This is a genomic window from Nocardia abscessus NBRC 100374 (genome assembly GCF_000308455.1).
Lineage (GTDB): Bacteria > Actinomycetota > Actinomycetes > Mycobacteriales > Mycobacteriaceae > Nocardia > Nocardia abscessus.
Genome location: NZ_BAFP01000092.1, coordinates 137189 through 161667 on the forward strand (window position 1 = coordinate 137189; position 24479 = coordinate 161667).

Annotated in this window: 27 protein-coding genes; 11 read left to right on the top strand and 16 right to left on the bottom strand. The window is 69.5% G+C overall.

All coding sequences use genetic code 11. The annotated features are described in order from the left end of the window. Positions 1–13: 13 nt before the first annotated feature. The 4 genes from ON19_RS18395 to ON19_RS18410 form a co-directional block, all read right to left on the bottom strand. Positions 14–1342 carry a dihydroorotase gene (locus tag ON19_RS18395; RefSeq protein WP_043693849.1) on the bottom strand — a complete coding sequence of 443 codons (1329 nt, stop codon included), beginning with the start codon at positions 1340–1342 and terminating at the stop codon, positions 14–16. After that, positions 1339–2298 (bottom strand): aspartate carbamoyltransferase catalytic subunit, encoded by a 960-nt coding sequence (locus tag ON19_RS18400; protein WP_043693852.1) that lies wholly within the window; start codon positions 2296–2298, stop codon positions 1339–1341. Before ON19_RS18400 ends, ON19_RS18395 begins: the two co-directional genes overlap by 4 nt. A gap of 37 nt (positions 2299–2335) precedes the next feature. Then, complete coding sequence (gene pyrR, locus ON19_RS18405) at positions 2336–2968, bottom strand: bifunctional pyr operon transcriptional regulator/uracil phosphoribosyltransferase PyrR (RefSeq protein ID WP_043693855.1); 633 nt, start codon at positions 2966–2968, stop codon at positions 2336–2338. 138 nt (positions 2969–3106) lie between these two features. Next, on the bottom strand, positions 3107–3634 hold the full coding sequence (locus tag ON19_RS18410) for an SAM-dependent methyltransferase (protein WP_051169030.1): 528 nt from the start codon (positions 3632–3634) through the stop codon (positions 3107–3109). Positions 3635–3711: 77 nt separating this feature from the next. On the opposite strand from ON19_RS18410, the gene ON19_RS18415 reads away from it, so the two are divergent. From ON19_RS18415 to ON19_RS18425, 3 genes are all read left to right on the top strand, one after another. Beyond that, positions 3712–4338, top strand: a complete 627-nt coding sequence (locus tag ON19_RS18415; protein ID WP_043693858.1) for an alpha-ketoglutarate-dependent dioxygenase AlkB — start codon at positions 3712–3714, stop codon at positions 4336–4338. A gap of 76 nt (positions 4339–4414) precedes the next feature. Beyond that, positions 4415–4864, top strand: coding sequence for an SgcJ/EcaC family oxidoreductase (locus ON19_RS18420; protein ID WP_043693861.1), 450 nt, complete (start codon positions 4415–4417; stop codon positions 4862–4864). Between the two features lie 43 nt (positions 4865–4907). Beyond that, positions 4908–5621 carry an HD domain-containing protein gene (locus tag ON19_RS18425; protein WP_043693864.1) on the top strand — a complete coding sequence of 238 codons (714 nt, stop codon included), beginning with the start codon at positions 4908–4910 and terminating at the stop codon, positions 5619–5621. Positions 5622–5827: 206 nt separating this feature from the next. Here ON19_RS18425 and ON19_RS18430 read toward each other — a convergent pair whose 3' ends face one another. Beyond that, entirely contained in the window at positions 5828–6403 is a 576-nt protein-coding gene (locus ON19_RS18430; RefSeq protein WP_043693867.1) for a TetR/AcrR family transcriptional regulator, read from the bottom strand. Between the two features lie 84 nt (positions 6404–6487). On the opposite strand from ON19_RS18430, the gene ON19_RS18435 reads away from it, so the two are divergent. Then, complete coding sequence (locus tag ON19_RS18435; RefSeq protein WP_043694020.1) at positions 6488–7468, top strand: quinone oxidoreductase family protein; 981 nt, start codon at positions 6488–6490, stop codon at positions 7466–7468. A gap of 45 nt (positions 7469–7513) precedes the next feature. Then, on the top strand, positions 7514–8680 hold the full coding sequence (locus tag ON19_RS18440; protein WP_043693870.1) for a serpin family protein: 1167 nt from the start codon (positions 7514–7516) through the stop codon (positions 8678–8680). A gap of 193 nt (positions 8681–8873) precedes the next feature. Here ON19_RS18440 and ON19_RS18445 read toward each other — a convergent pair whose 3' ends face one another. The 4 genes from ON19_RS18445 to ON19_RS18460 form a co-directional block, all read right to left on the bottom strand. Beyond that, complete coding sequence (locus tag ON19_RS18445; RefSeq protein ID WP_043693875.1) at positions 8874–10106, bottom strand: FAD-dependent oxidoreductase; 1233 nt, start codon at positions 10104–10106, stop codon at positions 8874–8876. 120 nt (positions 10107–10226) lie between these two features. After that, the gene (locus tag ON19_RS18450; RefSeq protein WP_051169031.1) at positions 10227–10760 is read right to left on the bottom strand and encodes a DUF4334 domain-containing protein; all 534 of its coding nucleotides are present in this window, start codon (positions 10758–10760) and stop codon (positions 10227–10229) included. A gap of 97 nt (positions 10761–10857) precedes the next feature. After that, complete coding sequence (locus ON19_RS18455) at positions 10858–11361, bottom strand: DMT family transporter (protein ID WP_043693878.1); 504 nt, start codon at positions 11359–11361, stop codon at positions 10858–10860. Positions 11362–11424: 63 nt separating this feature from the next. Then, on the bottom strand, positions 11425–11913 hold the full coding sequence (locus ON19_RS18460; RefSeq protein WP_043693880.1) for a DMT family transporter: 489 nt from the start codon (positions 11911–11913) through the stop codon (positions 11425–11427). A 190-nt stretch (positions 11914–12103) separates the two neighbouring features. On the opposite strand from ON19_RS18460, the gene ON19_RS18465 reads away from it, so the two are divergent. Further along, a complete protein-coding gene (locus ON19_RS18465) occupies positions 12104–13378 on the top strand; it encodes an ArsB/NhaD family transporter (protein WP_227954695.1) in 1275 nt (424 codons plus the stop codon). Positions 13379–13705: 327 nt separating this feature from the next. On the opposite strand, the gene ON19_RS18470 is transcribed toward ON19_RS18465, so the two are convergent. From ON19_RS18470 to ON19_RS18485, 4 genes are read right to left on the bottom strand one after another with little or no spacing between them, the layout of a single operon-like run. Next, positions 13706–13969 (bottom strand): YciI family protein, encoded by a 264-nt coding sequence (locus tag ON19_RS18470; RefSeq protein ID WP_043693883.1) that lies wholly within the window; start codon positions 13967–13969, stop codon positions 13706–13708. Next, positions 13966–14475 carry a transcription antitermination factor NusB gene (gene nusB, locus ON19_RS18475; RefSeq protein ID WP_043694029.1) on the bottom strand — a complete coding sequence of 170 codons (510 nt, stop codon included), beginning with the start codon at positions 14473–14475 and terminating at the stop codon, positions 13966–13968. The genes ON19_RS18470 and nusB overlap by 4 nt, the downstream gene beginning before the upstream one ends. 34 nt (positions 14476–14509) lie before the next feature. Beyond that, positions 14510–15073 carry an elongation factor P gene (efp, locus tag ON19_RS18480; protein ID WP_039798939.1) on the bottom strand — a complete coding sequence of 188 codons (564 nt, stop codon included), beginning with the start codon at positions 15071–15073 and terminating at the stop codon, positions 14510–14512. A 48-nt stretch (positions 15074–15121) separates the two neighbouring features. Further along, on the bottom strand, positions 15122–16249 hold the full coding sequence (locus ON19_RS18485; RefSeq protein ID WP_227954694.1) for a M24 family metallopeptidase: 1128 nt from the start codon (positions 16247–16249) through the stop codon (positions 15122–15124). Between the two features lie 223 nt (positions 16250–16472). Here ON19_RS18485 and ON19_RS18490 point away from each other — a divergent pair, with 223 nt between their 5' ends. From ON19_RS18490 to aroB, 5 genes are all read left to right on the top strand, one after another. Beyond that, positions 16473–16937: a prepilin peptidase gene (locus ON19_RS18490; protein WP_043694032.1), complete on the top strand. Its 465-nt coding sequence runs from the start codon at positions 16473–16475 to the stop codon at positions 16935–16937. Positions 16938–17144: 207 nt separating this feature from the next. Then, positions 17145–18026, top strand: a complete 882-nt coding sequence (locus ON19_RS18495; protein WP_043693890.1) for a universal stress protein — start codon at positions 17145–17147, stop codon at positions 18024–18026. A 97-nt stretch (positions 18027–18123) separates the two neighbouring features. Next, positions 18124–19332, top strand: a complete 1209-nt coding sequence (gene aroC, locus ON19_RS18500) for a chorismate synthase (RefSeq protein ID WP_043694034.1) — start codon at positions 18124–18126, stop codon at positions 19330–19332. Then, positions 19329–20210, top strand: a complete 882-nt coding sequence (locus ON19_RS43850) for a shikimate kinase (protein ID WP_043693893.1) — start codon at positions 19329–19331, stop codon at positions 20208–20210. The genes aroC and ON19_RS43850 overlap by 4 nt, the downstream gene beginning before the upstream one ends. Then, positions 20207–21328, top strand: coding sequence for a 3-dehydroquinate synthase (gene aroB, locus ON19_RS18510; RefSeq protein WP_043693896.1), 1122 nt, complete (start codon positions 20207–20209; stop codon positions 21326–21328). Before ON19_RS43850 ends, aroB begins: the two co-directional genes overlap by 4 nt. A gap of 610 nt (positions 21329–21938) precedes the next feature. Here aroB and ON19_RS18520 read toward each other — a convergent pair. The 3 genes from ON19_RS18520 to ON19_RS18530 form a co-directional block, all read right to left on the bottom strand. Continuing rightward, entirely contained in the window at positions 21939–22397 is a 459-nt protein-coding gene (locus ON19_RS18520; protein WP_043694037.1) for a B-4DMT family transporter, read from the bottom strand. A 48-nt stretch (positions 22398–22445) separates the two neighbouring features. After that, a complete protein-coding gene (locus tag ON19_RS18525; protein ID WP_043693902.1) occupies positions 22446–23273 on the bottom strand; it encodes a shikimate dehydrogenase in 828 nt (275 codons plus the stop codon). Continuing rightward, positions 23263–24479, bottom strand: a 1217-nt coding sequence (locus ON19_RS18530) for an endolytic transglycosylase MltG (protein WP_043693905.1), incomplete at its 5' end; no start/stop codon positions are given. The genes ON19_RS18525 and ON19_RS18530, both read right to left, overlap by 11 nt.

Consider the following 24479-nt stretch of genomic DNA (forward strand, 5'->3'; position numbering starts at 1 on the left):
CTCGATCGCTCATCTACGCCTCCGCACGGTTCCCCAGCGCTTTGCCGTCCCTGGCGGTGACCCGGCCGCGCAGCAGCGTCGCCGTCACCCGTGCCGGGAAGGTCATCGCCTCGAACGGCGTGTTGTTCGAGATGCTGGCCAGTTCATTCCCGCGCACCGTCCAGCTCGCCTTCGGATCCACCAGCGTCAGGTTGGCCGGCTCACCGACCTCGAGCGGCCTGCCGTGGTCGTCCAGTCCGACGATCGCGGCCGGGCGCTCGCTCATCACGCGGGCGACGCCGCGCCAGTCCAGCAGTCCCGGCTCGACCATGGTTTGCACGATGATCGACAGCGCCGTCTCCAAGCCGAGCATGCCGGGGCGAGCCGCGGCGAACTCGCAGCATTTGTCCTGCTCGGCGTGCGGAGCGTGATCGGTGGCCACGCAGTCGACGATCCCCTCGGCCAGCGCCTGCCGCAGCGCGGCGGCGTCGGAGGCCTCGCGCAGCGGCGGGTTGACCTTGTTGACCGCGTCGTAGGTCTCCAGCCGGGAGTCGTCCAGCAGCAGGTGGTGCGGGGTGACCTCGGCGGTGATCGCTATGCCTTGGGACTTGGCCCATTTCACCAGCTCCACGGTGCCCGCGGTAGAGGCGTGGCAGATGTGCACCCGGGCGCCGGCGTCGCGCGCCAGCAGAGCGTCGCGCGCCACGATGGACTCCTCGGCCGCGCGCGGCCAGCCGGCCAGACCCAGCCGGGCCGCGGTCGGTCCCTCGTGCGCGATCGCGCCTTCGGTCAGTCTCGGCTCCTCGGCGTGCTGGGCGATCAGCACGCCGAGCGAATTCGCGTACTCCAGTGCGCGGCGCATGATCAACGGGTCGTAGACGCAGTGTCCGTCGTCGGAGAACATGCGCACCGCACCGAGGCCCGCGGCCATGGTTCCCATCTCGGCGAGCTGCTTGCCCGCCAGGCCGACGGTGACCGCGCCGACCGGATACACGTCGACCAGGCCGACCTCCCGGCCGCGCCGCCACACATGGTCGGTGACGACCACCGAGTCGGCGACCGGGTTGGTGTTGGCCATCGCGAACACCGCGGTGTAGCCGCCCAGCGCCGCCGCGGCGGAGCCGGTCTCGATGGTCTCGGTGTCCTCGCGGCCCGGCTCACGCAGGTGGGTGTGCAGGTCGACGAAGCCGGGCAGCAGGATCTGTCCCTGTGCGTCGATGATCTCCGCGTCGACCACGACCGGATCGGTGCCGATCCGACGGATCTCACCGTCGGCGACGAGCACGTCGACCGGCTCGCCCTCGCCGTAGAGCAACGCGCCCTTGATCAGTACGGGGGTGTTCGCACTCGTCCGAGCGCTCATGCCACTGCCTCCTGTGTCCCGACGAGCAGGCGGAACAGGACCGCCATGCGCATGTGCACGCCGTTGGTGACCTGTTGCAGCACCGCGGCCTTCGGGGAGTCCGCGACCGAGGACGCGATCTCCATGCCACGCAGCATCGGGCCGGGGTGCAGCACGACGGCGTGGTCCTCCAGCAGGGCGAGCCTGCGCTCGGACAGTCCGTAGGTGATCGAGTACTCCCGCGCCGACGGGAAGAACCCGCCGTTCATCCGCTCGGCCTGCACGCGCAGCATCAGTACCGCGTCGGCGCCGATCAGCTCGGCGTCCAGGTGGTGTGAGACGCGGGCGGGCCAGGTCTCGACGCCGACCGGCAGCAGCGTGCGCGGTGCGACCAGCACGACCTCCGCGCCGAGGGTGGCCAGCAGGAAGACGTTGGACCGCGCGACCCGGCTGTGCAGGATGTCGCCGACGATGACGACCCGCTTGCCCTCGATGTCGCCGAGGCGCTGCCGCAGGGTCAGCGCGTCCAGCAGGGCTTGGGTCGGGTGCTCGTGGGTTCCGTCGCCCGCGTTGACGACCGCCGGGCCGGAGACCCGTCCCGCGGCGACCGCCCAGTCGTCCATCCAGCGTGCGATCTGATGCGCGGCTCCGGAGGCCGGATGCCGCACGATCAGCGCATCCGCGCCCGCGGCGTGCAAGGTCAGCGCGGTATCGCGCAGTGACTCGCCCTTGGCGACCGAGGAACTGGTCGCGCTGACGTTGATCACGTCCGCGCTCATCCACTTGCCCGCTACCTCGAACGAGACCCTGGTACGGGTGGAGTTCTCGTAGAACACCGTCATCACGGTGCGGCCGCGCAGCGTGGGCAGCTTGTGCACCTCGCGGCCGAGCAGGGCCTGCTCGAACCGTTCGGCCTCGTCGAGCAGCTCGGTGGCGGCGGCGCGATCGAGCGCGGCGACCGACAGCAGATGCCTCATACGCCCGCCTCCTGCCGCGAGCCGGCGTGCGGATACCTCACGCCTCCTCCTGGTGCAGGTAGACGCCGTCGCGGCCGTCGTGCTCGGTGAGCAGGACCGAAATGTCCTCGAACCGGCTGGTCGGCACGTTCTTGCCCACATAGTCGGCGCGGATCGGCAGTTCCCGATGGCCGCGGTCGATGAGCACCGCGAGCTGCACCGCGCGCGGGCGGCCCAGATCGCGCAGGCCGTCGAGCGCGGAGCGGACGGTGCGGCCGGAGAACAGGACGTCGTCGACCAGGACCACCAGCGCGTCCTCGATGCCGCCTTCCGGGACGGAGGTGCGTTCCAGCGGCCGGTGCGGACGGCTGCGCAGATCGTCGCGGTAGAGGGTGATGTCGAGTGAGCCCAGAGCCGGGCGGACGCCGGAGAATTCCTCGATCTTCTCGGTGAGCCGCGCGGCCAGGGTGGTGCCCCGGGTGGGGATGCCGATCAGCACCACCCGTGGCGCGTCCGGCTCGCCCGCGTCCAGCGCGGTCTTCTCGATGATCTGGTGCGCGATGCGCGCGACGGTCCGCCCGACATCCGAAGCCGACAACAGCTCTCGCCCCGCCGCCACCCACTCCGGGGTATGTCGCTGCGATGTCTCGGCAGCGCCGGACTTGGCGGCCCGTTCTTCGGGCACGGCCATGCCGACCTCCTTCCCCGCCTCACCGGACGGTCCGTTAAAGGATGTCTTACGGCAAGCAGCGTAGCAGCGCCCCGACCCCCGCTTTCACCAGGCATATCGCGCTGTGAGCGGGGCCACTGGCCGCCTCCGGCCGCGCCGCTACTCGCGTACCGCGAGAATCAGTCCGAGATCCCGGCTACCCAGGACGGCCGGACGATCGAGCGGCGCCACCAGATCGTCCCATTGCCGGAACGCGGTCCGCCATCCGTTCTCGGCGAGCCACCGTTCGGCGTCGGGTCCGAGCCCACTGGGTTCCCGCGGCCCGTCGCCCCCGCCCCGCACCAACCGCCGTAGTTCGGTGTACCGCTCGCTGTGCTGAGCGGTGTCGAACTCGGCGAGGCCGAAGTGGCTTCCCGGCACGGAGAGATCGGTCAGCGTGCGCGCCACCCGCATCGCGTCCTCGCGCCGCAGGTAGCCCAGCACACCCTCGTCGACCCAATGCGTCGGGACATCGCCGCGAAATCCGTTCGCGCGCAGCGCGCCCGCCCAGTCTTCGCGCAGATCGGCGGCCACCACGTGACGCCCGCAGACCGGTCTCGCGTTCGCGGCGGCCAGCACCGGCTCCTTGAATGCGAACAGTTCCGGCAGGTCGATCTCGAAGACGTCGACCTCCCCCGGCAGCGACAACCGACGCTGTGTTCCATGCCGAGCAGGCGCCGCGCGACCGCTAGCACATATGTTCGATCAGCGGTACGCTCGGCCGCATGTCCACACCACTGCAGGGGTCGCTGCTCGACGGATTCGGCGACACCGAATTCGCGCCGCTGCGCGATGCGCGCCGCACCGTGCTGGACCACGGTGCCTGGGTGGATCTGCTGCCCGGTTGGCTTTCGGGGGCGGACGCACTGTTCGACCGGCTGGTCGACAGCGTGCCGTGGAAAGCCGAGCGCAGGCCGATGTACGACCGCGTGGTCGACGTGCCCCGGCTGCTGCGGTTCTACGCGGAGCACGAACCGCTGCCGGACCAGGCGCTGGCCGACGCCCGCACGGCGCTGAGCGAACACTATCGGCACGAACTCGGCGAACCGTTTCGCACTGCGGGCCTGTGCTACTACCGGGACGGGCGCGACAGCGTCGCCTGGCACGGTGACAACATCGGCCGCGGCGCCACGCACGACACCATGGTCGCGATCGTGTCGATCGGGGCGCCGAGAGCATTGCTGCTCCGGCCGCGCGGCGGCGGTGCGAGCCTGAAATACCTTGTGGGGCACGGTGATCTGCTGGTCATGGGCGGCTCCTGTCAACGCACGTGGGAGCACGCCGTGCCGAAGACGCGCAAACCCGCCGGTCCGCGGATCAGCATCCAGTACCGGCCGCGAGGCGTCCGCTGACCCGCGCAGGGTGTGCCCCGGGGAACACCGCGACCGGCTTGACCTGAACCGCCGTTGAGGTCGGAAGCTCGTCGGCATGAGTACGACAGCATCCACACCGCCCCTGGTCCGAGACACGACGGTGGACCACACCGACGACATCGTCGCGATCCGCCGGATCGTGGCCAACGCGCAGGCCGGTTTCAACACCAACGACGCGCAGCTGCTCTCGGCGGATTTCACCGCCAACGCCGCCGTCGTCAACGCGATGGGCACGTTGATCACCGGATTCGACGCACTGCTCGACGCGAACCGCAGCGGTCTGGCCGGATTCCTGAAGGATCAATACGCCCGCTACGAGCTCGCCGACATCACGTTCCTTCGCCACGATGTCGCGATCGGGCACAAGCGGGCGTGGGCGGCCACTGCCGACGGCGAGCTCCTCGACAGCGATCACGCCATGATCGCGCTCTACGTCTTCGTGAAGCAGGGCGATCGCTGGCACATCGCGGCCAGGCAGAACACCCTGGTACCCAGGGACGAGTAATCGTCGCCCGTCGCGTGTCACCAGCTCCGGTTAGCCTGGCAACATGAGCAATCCAGGGGCGGGGGTCTTGGCCGTGATGCCGCTGCACACGATCAGCGAGGTCTACGGCGAGGCCGGGCTGCGGGAACGACTACTGCTGGAAATCGCCGAGCTGCCGGACACGCAGCGCCTGGCCGCGGCGCTCGATCTCGCGGCCGACCTGCATCGCGACGATCGGTACGGCCGTGAACCCTACCTCAGTCACCTACTGCGCGTGACGATTCGGATCATCAGCCACTACGAGGTCCGGGATCCCGACGTGGTCGCGGCCGGCCTGTTGCACGACTCGGTCGAGGACCACGCCGACGAACTGGCCGCCGACCGCCCGGGCCCGGCCGTCGACGCCGCGCTGGGCGCGCTCAGCGACCGGTTCGGCGTGCGCGTGGCCGACCTCGTCGCCGCGGTGACCAATCCCGAACCGGATCCGGCGCGCGACCGGCAGGCACAGTACCGCGAGCATGTCGCGGCCAATCTGGACCGAGACCCATGGGCACGCGTCATCAAGCTCTCCGACTTCACCGACAACGGCGTCGGCATCCTCTACGCCACCGGTCCCACGATGGCCAAACTCGCCGCCAAATACCGCCCGCTCACCGCCGTATACCGTGACTTGGTCACCCGGCCGGACACACCGCTGGCCGAGCACGTCCGCCGGCACATCCTCGATCAGCTCGACCGGGCGGACGAGCGCTTCGACGCGATTCTGTCGCGGGACTGAGCAGTCAGCGGTTCACCGAAACGGAGAACCTGCTCACCACAGAATCCAGGGTTCGTCGGCCTGAAACGACTTCTTCTGCTTGCTATACCCCCGCTGTTCCGGCTCGCATCGAGGCGCGAGTCGTATCGCGTCGGCACCCGAGTGCGGTGGTTGCGGGGCCCTCGGCGGCGGCGACTTCGTTGCGCTGGCCAATCTGCGCTAACTCGTCACGGCGCCCGCAGCACCGACTCCACCAGCTCGCGCACCGCCGCCAGCAACCGATCCGTCTGGCCCGACCGAACCATGGCGGGCACCACCTCGGTGCTCAGTGCGCCGAGCAGCAGCCGCCCGACCGCTTCGGCATCCAGGTCGGGACGCGCTTCGCGCAGCAACGTGGTGATGTGGTTGTCCCAGAATGCGTGGAATTCCGCGGTGCGTGGATGGGGCGGTTCGGTGCGGTAGGCGACCATCAATTCGGAATTGTCGATCACCAGTCGCGTCATCGCGTCGAAGTAGGCGATCAAGCGGGCGCCCGCGGGCGCGCCGGGCCCCAAGGGCGGTGGGCCGCTGGTGACCGCCTCCATGAGCGTGAGCGCGCTCTCGGCGACCATCTCGTGCAGAAGCCCCGCGCGGTTGCCGAAACGATGGAAGATCGTGCCCTTGCCCACCCCGGCGGCCGCCGCCACGCGATCCATGGTGATCGCCTCGGCGCCGTGCTCGGCGAGCAGCGCGAAGGTGGCGTCCAGAATGGCGCGCCGGTTGCGCGCCGCGTCCGCCCGTTCCCTGGGCCGTTCGTCGCCCATCGCACCCGCTTTCTAGACAAGTTGACCGGCGGTCCATATGATCAGTGAGTCAATTGGACCGTCAGTCAACTTATGGAGTTCTCGATGCAGGCAATCGTAATGACGACGCCGGGAAGCCCGGACGTGCTGGTACCGCGCGAGGTCCCGGCGCCACGGGCGGCCGCGGACGAGGTGGTGATCCGCGCCGAGGCGATCCCGGTGCTGTTCCCGGAGACCAAGCTGCGCTCCGGCGAGTTCCCCCTCGGTGCGCCGCTCCCGCTGGTCTTCGGTTTCCAGGCGGCGGGCATCGTCACCGAGGTCGGCACGCAGGTCGATCCGGCGCTGATCGGGCAGCGGGTCGTCGTGTCGACCAGAGGTTTCGGCGCGTACGCCGAATTCGTCGCCGCACCCGCGGATTCCGTGGCGTCCGTTCCGGACGGACTGTCCGCGGTGGACGCGGCAGCGGTGCTGATGAACGGCACGGTGGCTATCCCACTGCTGGAGACCGCCGCGCTGACCGGGGACGAGACCGTACTGATCGAAGCGGCCGCGACGGGCGTCGGAAGCGCTCTGACGCAACTCGCCAAGGAATTCGGGGCGGCTCGCGTCATCGGCACCGCCGGTGGACCCGAGAAGGCCGCCCGCGCCCGCGAACTCGGCGCCGACCAGGTGATCGACCACAACGACCCGGCGTGGACCACCCGGCTGCGCGAAACGCTCGGCGGCGCAACGGTGGACGTGGTGTTCGATTCGATCGGTGGCGAAAGCGCTTCCGGTCTGCTCGACCTCATGACCCCTTTGCGCGGCCGGATGCTCGGCTACGGGTGGCTGTCCGGCGCGCCCGCGCAGATAACGGCGACCGACCTGATCATGCGCGGCCTCACCTATACCGGCTGCGCGGGGCCGGAATGGTTGAACCGAGTCGCCGCCGCGCGCACCACCGTGCTGGCCCGTGCGGCGGCGGGTGGACTCGATCCGCTGGTGGAGGCGGTGCTGCCACTGGATCAGGCAAGCCACGCGCACCGACTGCTGGAGGACAGAGCGCCGCTGGGCAAGATCGTGCTGCGTCCGGGGTCCGTCGCATAGTGTGAACGGCGCGAAGCCGGCGCGACCGTGGCTAGGGTGGGGGTCGTGCGGACTTCACTGGAATCTCACGTCGACGCCGCCAACGCGCTCACCGCACGGTGGTGTGCGGCGGCGGGTGAGCGAGACTTCGTGGTGTCCGGTGCCGGGGTGTGGCCGCTGCTGGCTTTGCTCGCCTCCGCCGCGGACGGTGCGGCGCGGGAGGAACTGACGACGGCGATAGGGGTGCCCGCCGCGAACGGGCGAGACGGCGCGCTGCGGTTGCTGCGCGACCTCGAGCGCGCGGAAGCGGTGTCGGCGGCACTGGGCGTGTGGGTGCACCGCGATCTTCCGCTGCACGAGACGTGGTCGCGGGCACTCCCCGAGGGAGTCCTCGCACGGTTGACCGGGCAATCCGAGCTCGACGGCTGGGCGGCCCGGCACACCGACGGACTCATCGAGCGGTTCCCGCTCACGGTCGATCCCGACACCCTCCTGGTGCTCGCCACGGCGCTGGTGGCGAAGACTCGGTGGCAGGTTCCCTTCGAAGTCGGGACGCTGACGTCGAACGACGGTCCGTGGCGGGGACATCGCGGACCCGGGTTGTCGCGCACCAGCACCGATGTCGGTAGCGCCGCGATTCTGGAAGCGCCGCAACCGGTCACCCGCGTCGTCATCGAAGGCGTCGCCGACCTCGACGTCCACCTTCTGCTCGGCGCCGGAACACCCGCCGCCGTGCTCGGCACAGGCCTGACGGCGTTGTCCGGCGGCACGCCGATCCGCTCGGACCTACCGGTCGGGACCGAGGGACCGGGGCTCAGCGTGCGCACCGAGCAGGTGCTGTCCAGCACCGGTCGGCTGCGAATCCGGCTGCCACCCTTCGAGGTCCGTTCCACCCACGATCTACTCACCGCCTCCGACTTGTTCGGCCTGGCCGCCGCGACCGATTGCACGCGCGGCCATTTCCCCGCGATCTCCCCTTCCCCGCTGTGTGTCGGCCAGGGAGCACAGGAGGTCCTCGCCCGTTTCAGTCACGAGGGTTTCGAGGCCGCCGCCGTGACGGCCTTCGCATTGCGCGCGGCAGCGGCGGCACTGCGCCCCGCCAGCGCACCCGTGATCTCGGTGACGTTCGACCGCCCGTTCGGCTTCCTCGCCGTCCACCGCCCGACCCGCCTGGCGGTGGTAGCGGGCTGGATCGCCACCCCACCCACCTCCTCCCCCGACACCCTCGCCTGACCACCCGCGAGCCGAGCCGTCCTCGCACACCAACCGTCCCTCGCCCGACCCCCGCAGCGTGCGTGCGAGGTACCGAGCACCGTTGAACAAACCGCGCGGCTACCGCCCTACGCGTCCGGCACCGGCCCGACCACGGGTTTCGAGCGACGCGAGACCGAGCATTGTCCGTTCGCCACGACGAAGCCGCTGAAAATCAAACACCTCGCCGGGCGAAGTAGGGAGCGTGTTCCGGTAAGACGCCGCGGGCGAGCAAGAACGGGGGAACGCTGCGGAGGACGGGGATGCGGCGCAGGATCCGGATCGGCAGCGGTGCGCGAGGGGCGCTCGCGATGTCGATTCGTCCGTCGAGGGCGGGAGCGATCGCGGTGGCGTGCAGGACTCGCTGGATTCCCTGGGTCACAACGGTCGGGAATCTGCGTCGGCGCTGCACCTTGGCCAGGTCCCGGGTGCCCAGTGTGCCCGAGAGCAGCGGCGGAGCAAGGATTCTCGCCGCGGCGACGGCGTCCTGGACGGCCAAGTTGATGCCGACGCCGCCGGCCGGGGACATGGCGTGCGCGGCGTCGCCGAGACACAGCAGGCCGTTGGTGTACCACTTGGTCAGCCGGTCGAGTTTCACTTCCAGCAGCTTGACCTCGTCCCAGCTGGTCAAGGCGTCGACCCGGTCGCGCAGCCAAGGCGCGGCCTCGGCCAGGCCGCGCACGATGTCCCGGACCGGCCCGCGGCGGGCGGACTCGTCGGCGCCCTTGGCGATCAATGTCGCGCACTGCCAGTAGTCGCCGCGGTCGAGTAGAACCGCCACCCGCCGGGCGGTGACGATCGGCAGCGCACCCGCGGGGTCGATCTCGGTGCGCGGCAGGCGGAACCACCAGACGTCCATCGGCGTCGGCCATGTGCGGATCGGCAGCCCCGCGGCTGACCGCAACAGCGAACCGCGCCCGTCACATGCCACGGTGACGTCGGCTTCGATCGCGCCGGTCGCGCCGTCGGCGGTCCGGTAGGCGACGCCGCCGACCCTGCCGTCGATCCAGACCAGATCGGTGGCCTCGGTATTCATCCGCAGGCGGAAGCTCGGCTCCTCGGCCGCGGCCCGCGCGAGCAGATCCAGCAGATCCCACTGCGGCACCATCGCGACGTATTTGTGCTTGCCCGGCAAGTTCTTCAGCGTCGCGAGGGTCTGCAGACCACCGGCGATCGGCAGTTGCACCTGATCCACCTTGCGCGCGGGCAGTTTCGCGAATTCCGCGCCGAGCCCCAGTTCATCGAGCAGGTCGAGGGTGGTGGGATGCACGGTGTCCCCGCGGAAGTCGCGTAGGAAGTCCTTGTGTTTCTCCAGCACCGTGACGGCGACGCCGGCTCGCGCGAGCAGCAACCCGAGGAACATCCCGGCCGGTCCCCCACCGACCACCAGGCATGTCGTGCGTTCCATCGACTGTCCCTCCCTCGGTCGCCGCATCGCCGCAAGGTGTCGCCTGTTTGCGCAAAATCCTAGTGCGGCGGGCGCGGCACCGGACCCGATCGGCGACGGCCGACCGGATCCGGTGCGACTTCAGCCGATGTCCCTGCGCAGGACGAAGAAATACGGTTCCGGCATGCCGCGCAGATCCATCACGCCGAACAGGGTGTGCTCGTCGGCGGCGCGGAAGTGATCGATGATCGGCAGGTGGTCGTAGACCATCGCGGCACTCGTCACGCCGCGGTATTCCACCTCGCGCAGACGCGCGGTGGGCTTGCTCGTGCGCAGCGCGGGGCTCAGGGCCGGCAGTATCTTGCGCACCGCGCGCACACCGGAGAGCGGCACCCGCCCGGCGAGCGAGAGCGGGACCCGGCGCGGATCGATCGGAAACACCGTGCCGCCGGAGGTGAACAGCAGCGGATGCACACTGTCGGGGCCGTCGAACTGCTTGCCGTACCAGCCCGAAGCGACCAGCACGCCATCCATCGGATGCCCGGTCCGCAGTTCCTCACCCCGCCAGCGCCCCGTCGTGATGTCCTCGACTCGCGCCGCCGGGAGGCGGTCGAACAGCGCCCACGCCTCCTGCGCGTTGTGGACGTCCGTCACGGTCAGCTCGTTCGCGGCCATGTCTCCTACTTCCTCAGCGACGCAACGTTGCGACAGATACCCTATCCGTCTATCAGCGCGGCGCGCTCATCGGCAGCTACCCTGGCCGCTTCGAAGTTCAGTAGGTGGCCATGAGATAAATGCCGATGATGATCAACGCGCAGGCGGCGACACGTTTCGGGCTCACCGCGCGCCGCGGGAACCCCATCAGCCCGAAGTGGTCGATCGCGAGGGCGCCGAACATCTGACCGGCGATGATCAGGGCATTGAAGGTACCCGCTCCCACATCGGAAGCCACCGAGATCATCGCCAGGATCGCGGCCCCGCCGAGCAGACCACCGAACGGCGCCCACCGGGGCATGCTCCGGATGTCGGCCCTCGTCGGCCACGGCCGGTTGGTTGAAACCAGCAGCGCGACCGTGAGAAAGATAGCGAAGCCGGTGAATGCCACCGCGTAAGAGATCACGCCGCACAGCCAGACATTCTTCAATGCGAGCTTCAGCGAGTTCTGACAACCGGCTTCCACGGAGCGCAGCGCGCCGCCGACCAGGATGAACGCGAAGATGAGTGCCGTCGTGACACGAGGCAGTGCGGCACGGGTTTCGGCGGTCTTGACCGTCATCGAGAATCCTCGGGATGGGTGCGAAGGTTGGATGGCTGACCGGCAGCTGGGTGGAACTTGTCGTCAGGTGACGCTGGCCGTGCGCGCACCCGCTTCGGAGTCGTCGGCCATCAGGTAGATCGCGAGCGTGATCAATCCGCATGCCACCAAACGGGGAAGGCTGGCGGACCGCTCTTCGAATCCCATGAGGCCGAAGTTGTCCATGATCACCGCGACCACCATTTCGCCGATGATCACGAGGGCACTGAACGTCGCCACGCCGACATGGCGGGCGACGGCGATCATGCCCATCACCGCGGCCCCGCCGAGCAGGCCACCGAACGGCGCCCACCACGGCATGTTCCGCACGTCGTCGAGCGTCGGCCACGGCGTCTTCGACGACAGGGCGAGGAAGATCAGGAATCCGGTCAGCGCAACGGCGTACGAGATCACCGCGCAGAGCCACATATTTTTCATGTGGTTCATCAGGGTGTTCTGGCAGCCGGCTTCGGCGGAGCGTAAGCCGCCGCCGACCAGGATGAACAGGAATACCAATCCGACGACGATGGTCATGGGCAACACATCCTTGGCTCGAGGCGGACGAGCACCGAGATCACCTCGGACGCAACCGAATCGGCTCCCATGGAAAGGGCCGATCGCCGTCCGAGTCGACGCGCGACCGTTGTGACCCAGATAACGTACCATTGTCCAACGGCACGATCAACGGGTCACATAAATCTCCTGTCCCCGGGGAAAGGCTGCCATGATGGCCCTCGTGCGCGAACTGGTCGACTCCTCCACGCGGAAACCGCCCTCGCATGCCACGGTGCCCGCGTCCGGCCCGAAACCGCGGCTCGGCGTCCTGGACTGGGTGCGGTTCGCCTTGCTGGGCGCCGGTCTGCTGTGCGTGGTCACCGGGCTCCTACCCCGCGACGAGGCCGCCGACAACATGCGCCGCATCGGCCCGCTCCTGCTGTTCCTCGCGAGCGTGATCGTGCTGGCCGAACTCACCAAGCAGGCCAAGGTCTTCGACGCCATCGCCCATCGTGTCGCGATCCTCGGTCGCGGCTACTACCCTGCGCTGTTCGGCCTCTGCGTACTGTTCGCCTCGGCAACGACGATCCTGCTGAACCTCGACACCACAGCCGTTCTCATCGCCCCGGTCATGCTGGCGCTGGCGGCGCCTGCCCGGATTCCTCCGCTGCCGTTGGCCATGACCACTCTTTGGCTGGCGAACACCGCGAGTCTGCTGCTCCCGGTCTCCAATCTCACGAACCTGCTCGCCGCCGATCGGGTCGCACTGACCGCCCCCGAATTCGCCGCGAGGATGTGGGCGCCGCAACTGGTTTCGATTGCCGCCACGACGGCGTGCCTGTGGTTGTGGTACTGGCGGCGCGGACTCCGCGAAAACGACCGCTATGTGCCGCCCGAACCGATCCGCCCCGCGAACTTCCGGGAGCGCTCGCTGTTCTACACGACGGCGGGGGCCTGTCTGCTGTTCATCGTCGCGATCCCGCTCGTCGGCGACCGGATCGGTGTCGCGGCGACGCTGGCGGCGCTGATCGCGACGGCGGCGTTCGCGGTCTTCGACCGCAGTGCACTGCGACTGTCGCTCATCCCGTGGCAACTGCTCGTCTTCGTAGTCGGCTTGTTCCTTGTCGTGCCCACCCTGACCCGATTCGGCCTCGGCGATGTGATGCACACCGTGATCGGCACCGACCCGGGCACGTCCGGCGCGTTCCGCGCCGCCGCTGCGGGCGCGGGATTGTCCAATATCGCGAACAACTTGCCGGCCTACACCGCGGGCGAGGCGGTGATCCCCGCACAGAACGGCGACCAGCTGCTCGCCCTGCTGATCGGCACCAATGTCGGCCCGATCGTCACGCCGTGGGGCTCGCTCGCCACGCTGCTGTGCTTGGAATTCTGCCGCAGCCACGACGTACGCGTCCCCATGACGCGTTTCGTTCTGACCGGTTTCGTCCTCGCGATGATCGCCACCGCGGGCGCGGTGGCCGCGCTGTTGGTCCTGGGTCAGTAGTCGCAACCGCTGAGCGTGCACGTCGAGCAGAGCCGGTCGAGTGCGGGTGGCGCGGATCTGCTGCCTTGACCTCGAGCGCGGTCGAGGTTGGAGGATCGCACCGAGGCCGGATCGAGGCGATTCGACCTCACGTCTGGAGTCACCCGGCTCCCCGGGGCTCCCGCTGGTCATCCGTACACCCACCAGCGGGAGTCCCGAGTTCCGAATCGTGCTGCCGCATGCCCGTACAGCCGAAGCCGCGCGAACGACCGCGCCGGTCCGTGAGCCTCGCCGGACCCTGCTATCGCACAGACCAAAAAAGAAGCGGAGTTCAGGGCGGAACCGAACTCAGTTCACCGCCGTGATTTCCCACTCGTAGACGGTGAGTTCCGAAGCGCCCGTGGTGTGCACGGGGTCGGTGAACGCGATTTCCCGTGCGGCATCGAGGCTTTCGGCGTAGATGACGTACGCACCGCCCGTGCCGTCGGTGAAACGCCCGCTCTCCTGCAATTGCCCGCGGTCGTGCAGGGACCGCAGGAACAGCCGGTGCGGCTCGATCACGGCGGAGTCGAAGCGCGGGGTGCGCATCACCAGGACGAGGTACTTGTTCACGACTCGGCTTCCGGGCGCGGAGCCCTCGTCGCGGCCGCCGCGGCGCGCACCTGCGGTGCCACCAGGACGACCTGACCGAGCACACCGTTGAGGAAGGACGGCGAGTCGTCGGTGGACAGCTCCTTGGCCAGCTCCACCGCCTCGTCCACGGCGACGACCGGGGGGACGTCGGCGGCGTGGAACAGCTCCCAGACCGCGATGCGCAGGATCGCGCGATCCACGGCGGGGAGACGCGAGAGGGTCCAGTCCTGCAGGTAGGACTCGATGGTGCCGTCCACCCGGTCGAGGTCGTCGGCTACGCCCGAGACCAAGGTGCGGGTGTAGGGGTGCACCGGCGCGACCGACTGGTCGCGGGTGGCCAGCTCGGCGCGCTCGTCGAGCAGTTCGGCGGCGTCGACGTCCCGCGCCTCCGCCTCGAACAGTAGGTCGACCGCACGGCGGCGGGCCTTGTGCCGCGCACCGAGCTTCTTGTACGTGGACTTCTTGTCCACGGGCTGTTCAGCCACGGTCACATCATCCCGAATCGGCCGGTCGGCCGGATCAGGCGTTGACCCGGCCGAGGTAGCTGCCATCGCGCGAGTCGATGCGCAGCTTGTCGCCCGTGTTGATGAACAGCGGGACCTGCACCTCGGCGCCGGTCTCCAGGGTGGCGGGCTTGGTGCCACCGGTGGAGCGGTCGCCCTGCAGGCCGATGTCGGTGTGCTGGACCACGAGCTCGATCGAGACCGGGAGCTCGACGTACAGCGGCGCGCCCTCGTGCATCGAGACCTGTACGGTCATGTTCTCCAGCAGGAAGCGGGCGCCGTCGCCGATGGTGGCCTCGGAGATGGAGATCTGGTCGAAGGTCTCGCCGTCCATGAAGACGTAGTCCGAGCCGTCGTGGTAGAGGTAGGTCATGTCGCGGCGGTCGACGGTGGCGGTCTCCACCTTCACACCGGCGTTGAAGGTCTTGTCGACCACCTTGCCGGACACGACGTTCTTCAGCTTGGTCCGCACGAACGCGGGGCCCTTGCCCGGCTTGACGTGCTGGAACTCGATGATCTGCTGGAGCTGACCGTCGATCTTCAGCACAAGGCCGTTCTTGAAGTCGCTGGTGTCCGCCACTGTCTTCGGATCTCCTCGTTCTACCGCTTGGTCTCGGGTAGACCGGCGTCAGTCGACGACGGTCAGGTCTTTGCTGGTGTGGGTGAGCAGCTCCGGGCCCCCTTCGCGCACCACGAGCGTGTCCTCGATCCGGACCCCGCCGCGGCCGGGAAAGTACACACCTGGTTCGACGGTCACCGCCACGCCAGTCAGAAGTGTACCGGTTCCGGTTTTCGCGATTCCGGGCGCTTCGTGGATCTGCAGACCCACCCCGTGGCCGAGACCGTGCACGAACAATTTGCCGTGTCCGGCGGCCTCGATCACCGCCCGCGACGCGGCGTCCACGTCGGCCACCGGAACCCCTGGTCGCAGCGCCGCGCACCCGGCTCGCTGCGCCGTGGCGACCAGCTCGTACACCTCGCGCTGCCAGTCCGTCGGCGTGCCGAGCACGAACGTGCGGGTCATGTCGGAGTGGTAGCCGCCGACCACCGCGCCGAAGTCCAGCTTGACGAAATCGCCCGCGGCCAGCACGGCGTCGGTGGGGCGATGATGCGGGACAGCCGAATTCGCGCCGGTCGCCACGATGGTCTCGAACGACACCGCTTCGGCGCCGTGTTCGAACATGGCCCATTCCAGATCCCTGGCCACCTGACGCTCGGTGCGGCCGGGACGCAGTCCGCCCCGCTCCAGCAGCGCGGCCAGGCCCGCGTCGCCCGCCACGCAGGCCGCGCGCAACCGCTCCACTTCGTAGGCGTCCTTGACCATGCGCAACTGCTCGACCAGCCCGGGAGAGGCGACGAACTCCAGGCCGGTGCGCTGTTCGAGGAAACCGCGGTGCTGGTCGACGGTGACGACATGGCTTTCGAAGCCCACCCGGCCGAGCTGCCATTCCCCGGCCAGTTGCACGATGCGCCGCGTGGTGGCCCGCGCGATCTCCGCCCGCAGGTCGGGCGCCTGCTCGGCGATCTGGGTCCGGTACCGGCCGTCGGTGCCGATCACGGTCCGGTCCTCGGCGGTGCGCGTGTCCCAGGAGTGCACCAGCAGCGCCGCGTTGGAGCCGGTGAACCCGGTCAGATATCTGATGTTCACCAGATCGGTGACCAGCAGGGCGTCCACCCTGTTCTCCACCAGCAGGCTGCGCAGCGCGCCACGCCGCGCCGCGTAGTCCGGCACATGACCCTGGTGATCAGCACACATGTGTCAAAACTACCGCCGACGCACCGCGAACGGTCGGGCAACACGTGTTCAGCATGCCGTCGGCCCGGATCGATGCGCCTGCGAATAGTCGAAAACCGTTGTCGCCCAATCTTTATCGTCCTTGATGCCAAAGATGACCATGCACCTGTTCACATTCCCCCATGTTGTGCACATTCCCGGGCTGCGCGGCCTTTTCGCGCCGCGACCGGGCGAAGGTGGGGACATGACTCCTCTTGCGTTCGTTGCGCTCGCCGTGTGGTGCGCGCTCCTGACGGTGTCCGACGTGCGCGAACGGCGCCTACCGAACAGATCGACCGGTTCGGGCGTTCTGGCTGTTCTCGGATATGCCCTGTTCACAGAGCAATTCACTGTGGCACTCCTGGGCGCACTGCTGCTGTCCGCGCCGTACCTCCTGGTGCACCTCCTCGCGCCTGCCGCGCTGGGCGCGGGCGATGTCAAGCTCGCGGTCACACTGGGGGCGGCGGCCGCGCTCGGCGACGCTCGGACGTGGGTATGGGCGGCGATCGGGGCACCAGCGCTCACAGCCTGCCTCGCGGTCGGCGTTCTGGCCTGGCGCCGCGCGTCCACCGCCGTCCGCGACGACTGCCCGACTACCGTGCCGCACGGGCCCGCGATGTGCTCGGCGACCCTGCTCGCCTTGTTGCCGGCAGCCTTGGACTCGACTTGAGTTCGCCGGTCCGGGCCGGAGAACCTCGCAGCGGGCGGCTGGACTGGATCACAAAGCCAGCAAATCAACCGCAATCCATCGGTAGCATTACCGCGGGCAACGACCTGCCGAGCTGCCGCCTGGCTCTGTACCGGGAATGTGGCCGCGCGGTGAGTTGCCCCCTCGAGTGCGCCATGCCAGCGATGCAGGTCGAGAAGGAGCCGCCGAGTGAATCCGAGGCAACCGTCGCGGAAGCCGATCGTCGTGGGAACCGACGGTTCCGCCCAGTCGGTCGTCGCGGTGCGCTGGGCGGCGCAGACCGCCGCGCTGCACGACGCGCCCCTGCACATCTCGCTCGTCGTCGAGTCCTCGCTCGGCGCCGCCGACGACGATCCGCCGCGTCCGGCGGCGTTGCTGCGGGTACGCGAGGCGGACGAGGCGATCGAGCGCGCCGCGGAGGCCGCCGTAGCGGCCGCACATGCGGTGCGCGACATTGCCATCGGCACCGAGATCCGCACCGCGCACATCGCCACCGCCCTGATCGAGCGCTCCCGCAGCGCGGCCATGCTCGTGGTGGGCACCCGTGGCATCGGCCGCGTCCAGCGTGTCCTGCTCGGATCGGTCAGCGCCGTCGTCGCCAGGGAGGCCGACTGCCCCGTCGCGGTGGTGCCCGCCGAGACACCGCTGTGGGATCCGATGAGCACCGGCCCGGTGATCGTCGGGGTCGACGGCTCCACCGCCGAGCAAGCCGCCATCGAGGTGGCTGCCACCGAGGCGTCGCTGCGCGGGGTCGAGCTGGTGGCCGTGCACACCTGGGGCGAGATCGAGCCGCTGGCCGCGATCGGCACCGACTGGGCCGCGCTACGCCGGACCGAGGAAGCGCTGCTGGCCACGAGCCTGGCCGGCTGGCAGGAGCAGTACCCCGAGGTGACCATCCGGCGCGAGGTGGTCCGGGACCGTCCGGAGCGGCGGCTGCTCGAGCGCTCCCGCGACGGGCAGCTGCTCGTGGTGGGCAACCGCGGCCGAGGTACTTTGGACCGGCTGCTGTTCGGGTCGGTCGGCGACGCGTTGCTGCGGTCGGTGGATCGCCCCATCGTGATAGCACGCTGAGCGCCTCGGCCCTGGTATCCGGTCCGCCCCCTGCGTGCGCGTGATCACGGCGGGCCGCGTTCCCGGGCACCGGCGTCGACATGGGAAGATGAACGACGTGCTGCGTTGGATAACTGCCGGAGAATCCCATGGTCCCGCTCTCGTCGCCATCCTGGAGGGGATGGTGGCAGGCGTCGAGGTGACGTCGGACGAGATCTCCACGCAGCTGGCCCGTCGCAGGCTGGGATACGGCCGCGGCGCGCGGATGAAGTTCGAGGCCGACAAGGTCACCATCGTCGGTGGCGTACGGCACGGAAGGACCATGGGCGGTCCGGTCGCCATCGAGGTGGCCAACTCCGAGTGGCCGAAATGGACCACCGTGATGTCCGCCGACCCGGTCGATCCGGCCGAACTCGCCGAGCTGGCCCGCAACGCCCCGCTGACCCGGCCCCGGCCCGGGCACGCGGACTACTCCGGCATGCTCAAGTACAACTTCGACGACGCCCGCAACGTGCTCGAGCGGGCCAGCGCCAGGGAGACCGCCGCCCGCGTCGCGGCGGGCACCGTCGCGCGCAGTTTCCTGCGCCAGGCGTTCGGCGCGGAGGTCGTCTCGCACGTCGTCTCGATCGGCACGGCGCAGAACACCTCGGGCATCGTGCCGACCGCGGCCGACCTCGCCGTGGTGGACGAGAGCCCGGTGCGCGCGTTCGACAAGGACGCCGAAGCCGCGATGATCGCGGAGATCGAGGCGGCCAAGAAGGACGGCGACACCCTCGGTGGCGTGGTCGAGGTGGTCATCGATGGGCTTCCGGTCGGTCTCGGCTCGTTCACCAGTGGCGAGAACCGGCTGGACTCCCGGCTCGCGGCCGCGCTCATGGGAATCCAGGCCATCAAGGGCGTCGAGGTCGGCGACGGCTTCGAGACCGCGCGACGCCGCGGCAGCCAGGCGCACGACGAGATGCGGCCCGGCCCCGACGGCGTGCTGCGCTCCACCAACCGCGCAGGCGGCCTGGAGGGCGGCATGACCAACGGCGAGGCGCTGCGTGTGCGTGCGGCGATGAAGCCGATCTCCACCGTGCCGCGCGCGCTGTCCACCGTCGACATGACCACCGGCGGCGAGGCCGTGGCCATCCACCAGCGCTCGGACGTGTGCGCCGTGCCCGCCGCCGGCGTGGTCGCCGAATCCATGGTGGCGCTGGTCGTCGCGCAGGCCGCGCTGGAGAAGTTCGGCGGCGACTCGATCACCGAGACCGTCGAGAACATCACCAGCTACGTCAAGCGCATCAGCACCCGTCCCCACGTGCCCGCGGACAGTCGGTCGCAATGATCGTGCAGACCGATCCGCGCGCCCCGCGCGTGGTGCTGGTCGGACCGCCCGGGGCGGGGAAATCCACGATCGGCCGCAAGCTCGCCAGGGAACTCGGTGTCGAGCTGTACGACACCGATGCGGGCATCGAGCGGGAGACCGGTCGCACGATCCCGGAGATCTTCGCCGAAGACGGTGAGCCCGAGTTCCGCAGAATCGAGGAGCGGGTGGTGCGCCGCGCCGTGCTCGCCGAGCGCGGCGTCGTCTCGCTCGGCGGCGGCGCCGTGCTGTCGGAGAACACCAGGGCCCTTCTGCGCAATCGCACCGTCGTCTACCTGGAGATCAGTGTGGCCGAGGGCCTTCGGCGCACCGGAGCGAGCACCCAGCGGCCCCTGCTCAACGCCGCGGACCCGGGCGCGAAGTACCGGGAGCTGATGCGCACCCGCCGCCCGCTCTACCGGGAGGTGGCCACCGTCCGGGTCCGCACCGACGGCCGCAGCCCGGGCCGGGTGGTGCGGATGATCATGACCAGGCTCGGAATGGAGCCCGCGGAGCGCGCCGAGGCGGACCTCCGGCCACCGCCCAGCGGAATCCCGCAGGGCAGCAGCCGGTCCCGGGCCCGCCGTCGCGCCCGAGCCAGGGCCACGTCCCGGCGCAAGGACGCCGATCAGGACGAGCCCAACGACACCGCCGCCGGTCCCGCACCGGAATCCGCGGTCGCAGCCGTTCGATCCCGCCGCACCCGCAGGAGCGTTACGAGCGAACCCGAAGCCGCGACCGCAGCGGGCAGCGGCGAGACCGCAGGCAGCCGATCCAGGCGCGCCCGCTCCCGCCGTGCCCGTTCCCGGGCACGTCAGCAGTCGACAACAGCACCAACAGAATCGGAGCAAGCCACGTGACAGAGCCGAGTCGTCTCGAAGTCCGGACCGCCGACCCGTACCCGGTGATCATCGGCCGCGGGTTGCTCGGTGAACTGGTCGAGTCGGTCAGCGGCGCGACCACAGGCGTGCGCACCGTGGCCATCTTCCACCAGCCGCCGCTCACCGAGACCGCCGAAGTGGTGCGGAAGGCGCTGGCCGACACCGGCATCGACGCGCACCGCGTCGAGATCCCGGACGCCGAAGCGGGCAAGGACCTGGCCGTCGCCGGGTTCTGCTGGGAGGTGCTCGGGCGCATCGGTCTGACCCGCAACGACGTCGTGGTCAGCCTCGGCGGCGGCGCGGCGACCGACCTGGCCGGGTTCGTCGCCGCCACCTGGATGCGCGGCGTGCGCATCGTGCACGTGCCCACCACGCTGCTCGCCATGGTCGACGCGGCGGTCGGCGGCAAGACCGGCATCAACACCGAGGCGGGCAAGAACCTGGTCGGCTGCTTCCACGAGCCCGCCGCCGTGCTGGTCGACCTGGCCACCCTGGAAACCGTGCCGCGCAACGAGATCGTCGCGGGCATGGCCGAGATCATCAAGGCCGGCTTCATCGCCGACCCGGTGATCCTGGACCTGGTGGAGCGTGACCCGGAGGCCGCCCTCGACCCGTCCGGCGACGTGCTGCCCGAGCTGATCCGCCGCGCGATCCAGGTGAAAGCCGACGTCGTCGCCGCCGATCTGAAGGAGTCGAGCCTGCGCGAGATCCTCAACTACGGCCACACCCTCGGCCACGCCATCGAGCGGCGGGAGCGCTACCGGTGGCGGCACGGCGCCGCGGTCGCCGTCGGACTGGTGTTCGCCGCCGAATTGGGTCGGCTCGCGGGCCGTCTCGACGACGCCACCGCCGACCGCCACCGCGCCATCCTGTCCGCCGTCGGATTGCCGACCAGCTACGACGCCGACGCGCTGCCCCAGCTGCTGGACGCCATGCAGACGGACAAGAAGACCCGCTCCGGCGTACTGCGCTTCGTCGTGCTCGACGGCTTGGCCAAGCCCGGCCGCCTGGAAGGACCCGATCCCACCCTGCTGGCCGCCGCCTACTCGGCGATCGCCCGGGAGGACAGCCCGAGCGGCGGCGCGGTCCTGCTGTAGCGCCACCGCCCGGCCAGCGCCGGGATTCCGAGCGAACGACAACGGCGCACCCTCTCGGAGGGTGCGCCGTTTCGCTGGTACGGCAGGCCGGCGTGGCGGCTTGTTCGACCGACCTCGAACCGACCGGTGATCATCGGGTTCGCACAGACGTCTCAGTTGGACGGAACCCAGAGGTCGTACCTCCCACTACCGTCGTTTCGCGGAATGCACTGCGCCCGATCGCTCCACAGCGGCGCGTCCTTCATGCAGCTCGCCAGCGAGACGTTCGACGCCGAACCCACGCATTGGAACCCCCAAGTCGGCTGCGCCGATGCGCAGCCATCGGCTTTCGCCGCCGACTGTCCGCCGAACACGAACACGGACGCGGCGACAGCCATGACCGCGGTAACCCCGATCCTGATGAACATAATGCTCCCCTCCCTTGAAATACATTGGACAGCAGAATAATACGGCGGTCACGTTAGCGGAGAGCATATGGACGGACCGGACCTACACGTCGGCAGATGGCCACTGCCGACTGTGCGGCAGACCGTGCGTGCTGGACGATCTGAGAACCGGGATATGCCCGGTCATGGCGGGCATTCGTCAGTGCGCGAGCCGCGAGTTCGGGTCAGGCGGGGGTGTGGGCGGTGGCGGACCGTTTGGTGGCGGCGCGGTCGGCGAGGGCGCGGCCGATGCCGACGCCGATGAGGGCGGGGATGAAGATCAGCAGGACGATGAACGACGCGGCCCCGGTGAGTTCGAAGAGCAGGCCGTTGTCCCCGAGATCGAACCTGGGCAGCCAGTCGAGCAACCAGGCGCCGAGGCCGCTGCCGACACCGGCCACCACGGCGGCCTTCAGCCACAGCATTGTCAGGTCGGTGCCGCGCTCGGGATCGGGGTGGGCCGTCCTGTCCTTGCGCCCGTCCAGGAAACCCCAGGACAGGATGGCCGCCACGAGCACGATCAGTGCGAGCGCGCGCATCCACGCCCCGTGGGTCGGCCAGTACACCATCGCGAACCCGAGCGCGGCGCGCAGGAAGACGACCAGCGCACCGAGCAGGATGGCCCGCAACACCCAAGCATTCATGCGCACCACCCTAACCCTGCGCCACGCCGAACCGAACTAGAACTTGTATCAATTTTCGGGTGGATGTCCCTCGTCCAGCGCGGCCGCCATCTCCGCGCGCGGCGCCTGCCGCCCGGTGAACAGCTCGACCTGCCCGTACGCCTGGTTCAGCAGCATCTCCAGACCGCTCACCACCGTGTGCCCGGCCCGCGCCACCGCCTCGGCCAGCGGGGTGGGCCAGGGGTTGTAGATCGCGTCGAGGACCACCGGGGCCGCTGCCACCGAAGGGGCGACGACCGCGGCCGCCGTGGCGGGAACGGTGCTCACCACTGCGCCTGCCGCCGCACAGATCCCCTGAAGGGTTCTGGCGTCGAATCCGGCCAGTGCCGGGATCATCCCGAGCCGCTCGGCGAGGTCGAGTGCGCCGCGCGCCCGCCCGGCGTCCCGCGCCACCACGGTGACCGACTTCGCGCCGAGCTCCGACAACGCCAGCAGGGCGGGCCGCGCGGTTCCGCCCGCGCCCAAGACCACGCCCTCGGTCAGGTCGGTGACACCACCGCCGCGCAGCGCGCCGAGCACTCCGTCCACGTCGGTGCAGTCAGCCAGCCAGCCCGCGTCGGTGCGGACCAAGGTGTTGGCCGATCCCACCAGCACGGCCCGGTCGGTGCGCTCGTCCGCGTAGGCCAGTGCCGCTTCCTTGCCGGGCATGGTCACCGAGAGCCCGACCCATTCCGGGCCGAGCCCGTCGACCAACCCGGGCAGCTGCTCGGCCGAGCATTCGATGCGCTCGTAGCTCCAGTTCAGCCCGAGTGCGCGATACGCGGCCAGGTGCAGCTGCGGCGATCGCGAGTGCGCGATCGGCTTGCCGAGCACCGCCGCCTTGCGACTATCGGCCACCGCTGTCCTTGGAACTGTCGAGGATGCCGCTGCGCTGCGCCCGTGCGATCAGGCGCAGGTGCTCCTGATAGTCGTCGGTGAACAGGGTGGTGCCCTGCTTGTCGACGGTGACGAAGTACAGCCACGGCCCCGCCTCCGGATTCTCCATGGCACGCAACGCGTTCAACGACGGCGCGGCGATCGGGGTCCTGGGCAGGCCGCGCATCGCATAGGTGTTCCACGCGGTTTCCTGGGCACGGTCGGCGTCGGTGGTAGCCACCTCGGTGCGATCCAGGGTGTAGTTCACCGTCGAGTCGAATTGCAGCATCTGATCCACCCGCAGCCGGTTGACGATCACCCGTGCCACCTTGCCCATGTCCTCGGGTTTCGCCTCGCGTTCCACCAGCGAGGCGGCGACCAGCGTCTCGTACGGGGTCAGCTTCGTGTCGGCGCCGGACTGCAGCAGTCCGGTGGATTCATAGCTCTTCGCGCTCGCGCTCACCAATTGCCGCAGGATCTGTTCCGGGGTGCCGCTGGGATCGAAATCCCAGGTGCCCGCGGCGATGAGCCCTTCCAGCTGCCTCGTCCGGTCCGGGCAGTCCTTGACACCCTGCATCGCCCACGCGGGCACCCCGAGCGCGGACAGGTCCAGGCTCGCGCCCGCGGCGTCGAGCTGTTCGTAGGTCACGCACTTCTGGCTGGGGCCGGTGCCGATGCAGCTGGCCTCCGCGATCTTGCGGTAGATGCCGTCATACCGCCCGCCGGTGCTCATGTCGTGCTGGTCGTGCAGCAGCCGCCCCTCGGAGACGACCAGGTTGCCGACCCTGGACTGCTTGCCGACCAGCGCGGCCACCGCCTCCACGGCGGGACTGCGGCTCGGGATCGCGTAGAAGCCCGGCTGCACCGCGCTCATGTTCGAATTCCGCACGGCCGCTTCGATGAACGCACCGGTGCTCTTGACGACGCCCTTCTCGTGCATGGTCGCCGCGATCTGCGTGGAGGTGTCGCCGTCGTGCACTTGCACGATCACCAACGGTCCGGGCGGACCCGCGTAGTCCTCCGGCGGGCCGAAACTGGCGATCAGCTTCATGCCCGCGAAGACCACGGCGCCGGTGAACAGCAGCGCGAAGACGCCCCCGAAGATCCATAGGGTCCGGCGGCGCCGCTTGCGCTCGGCGGCTTTGCGCGAGGCGACCCTGGATCGCTTGCCGCGCTGCGAGCGGCCGG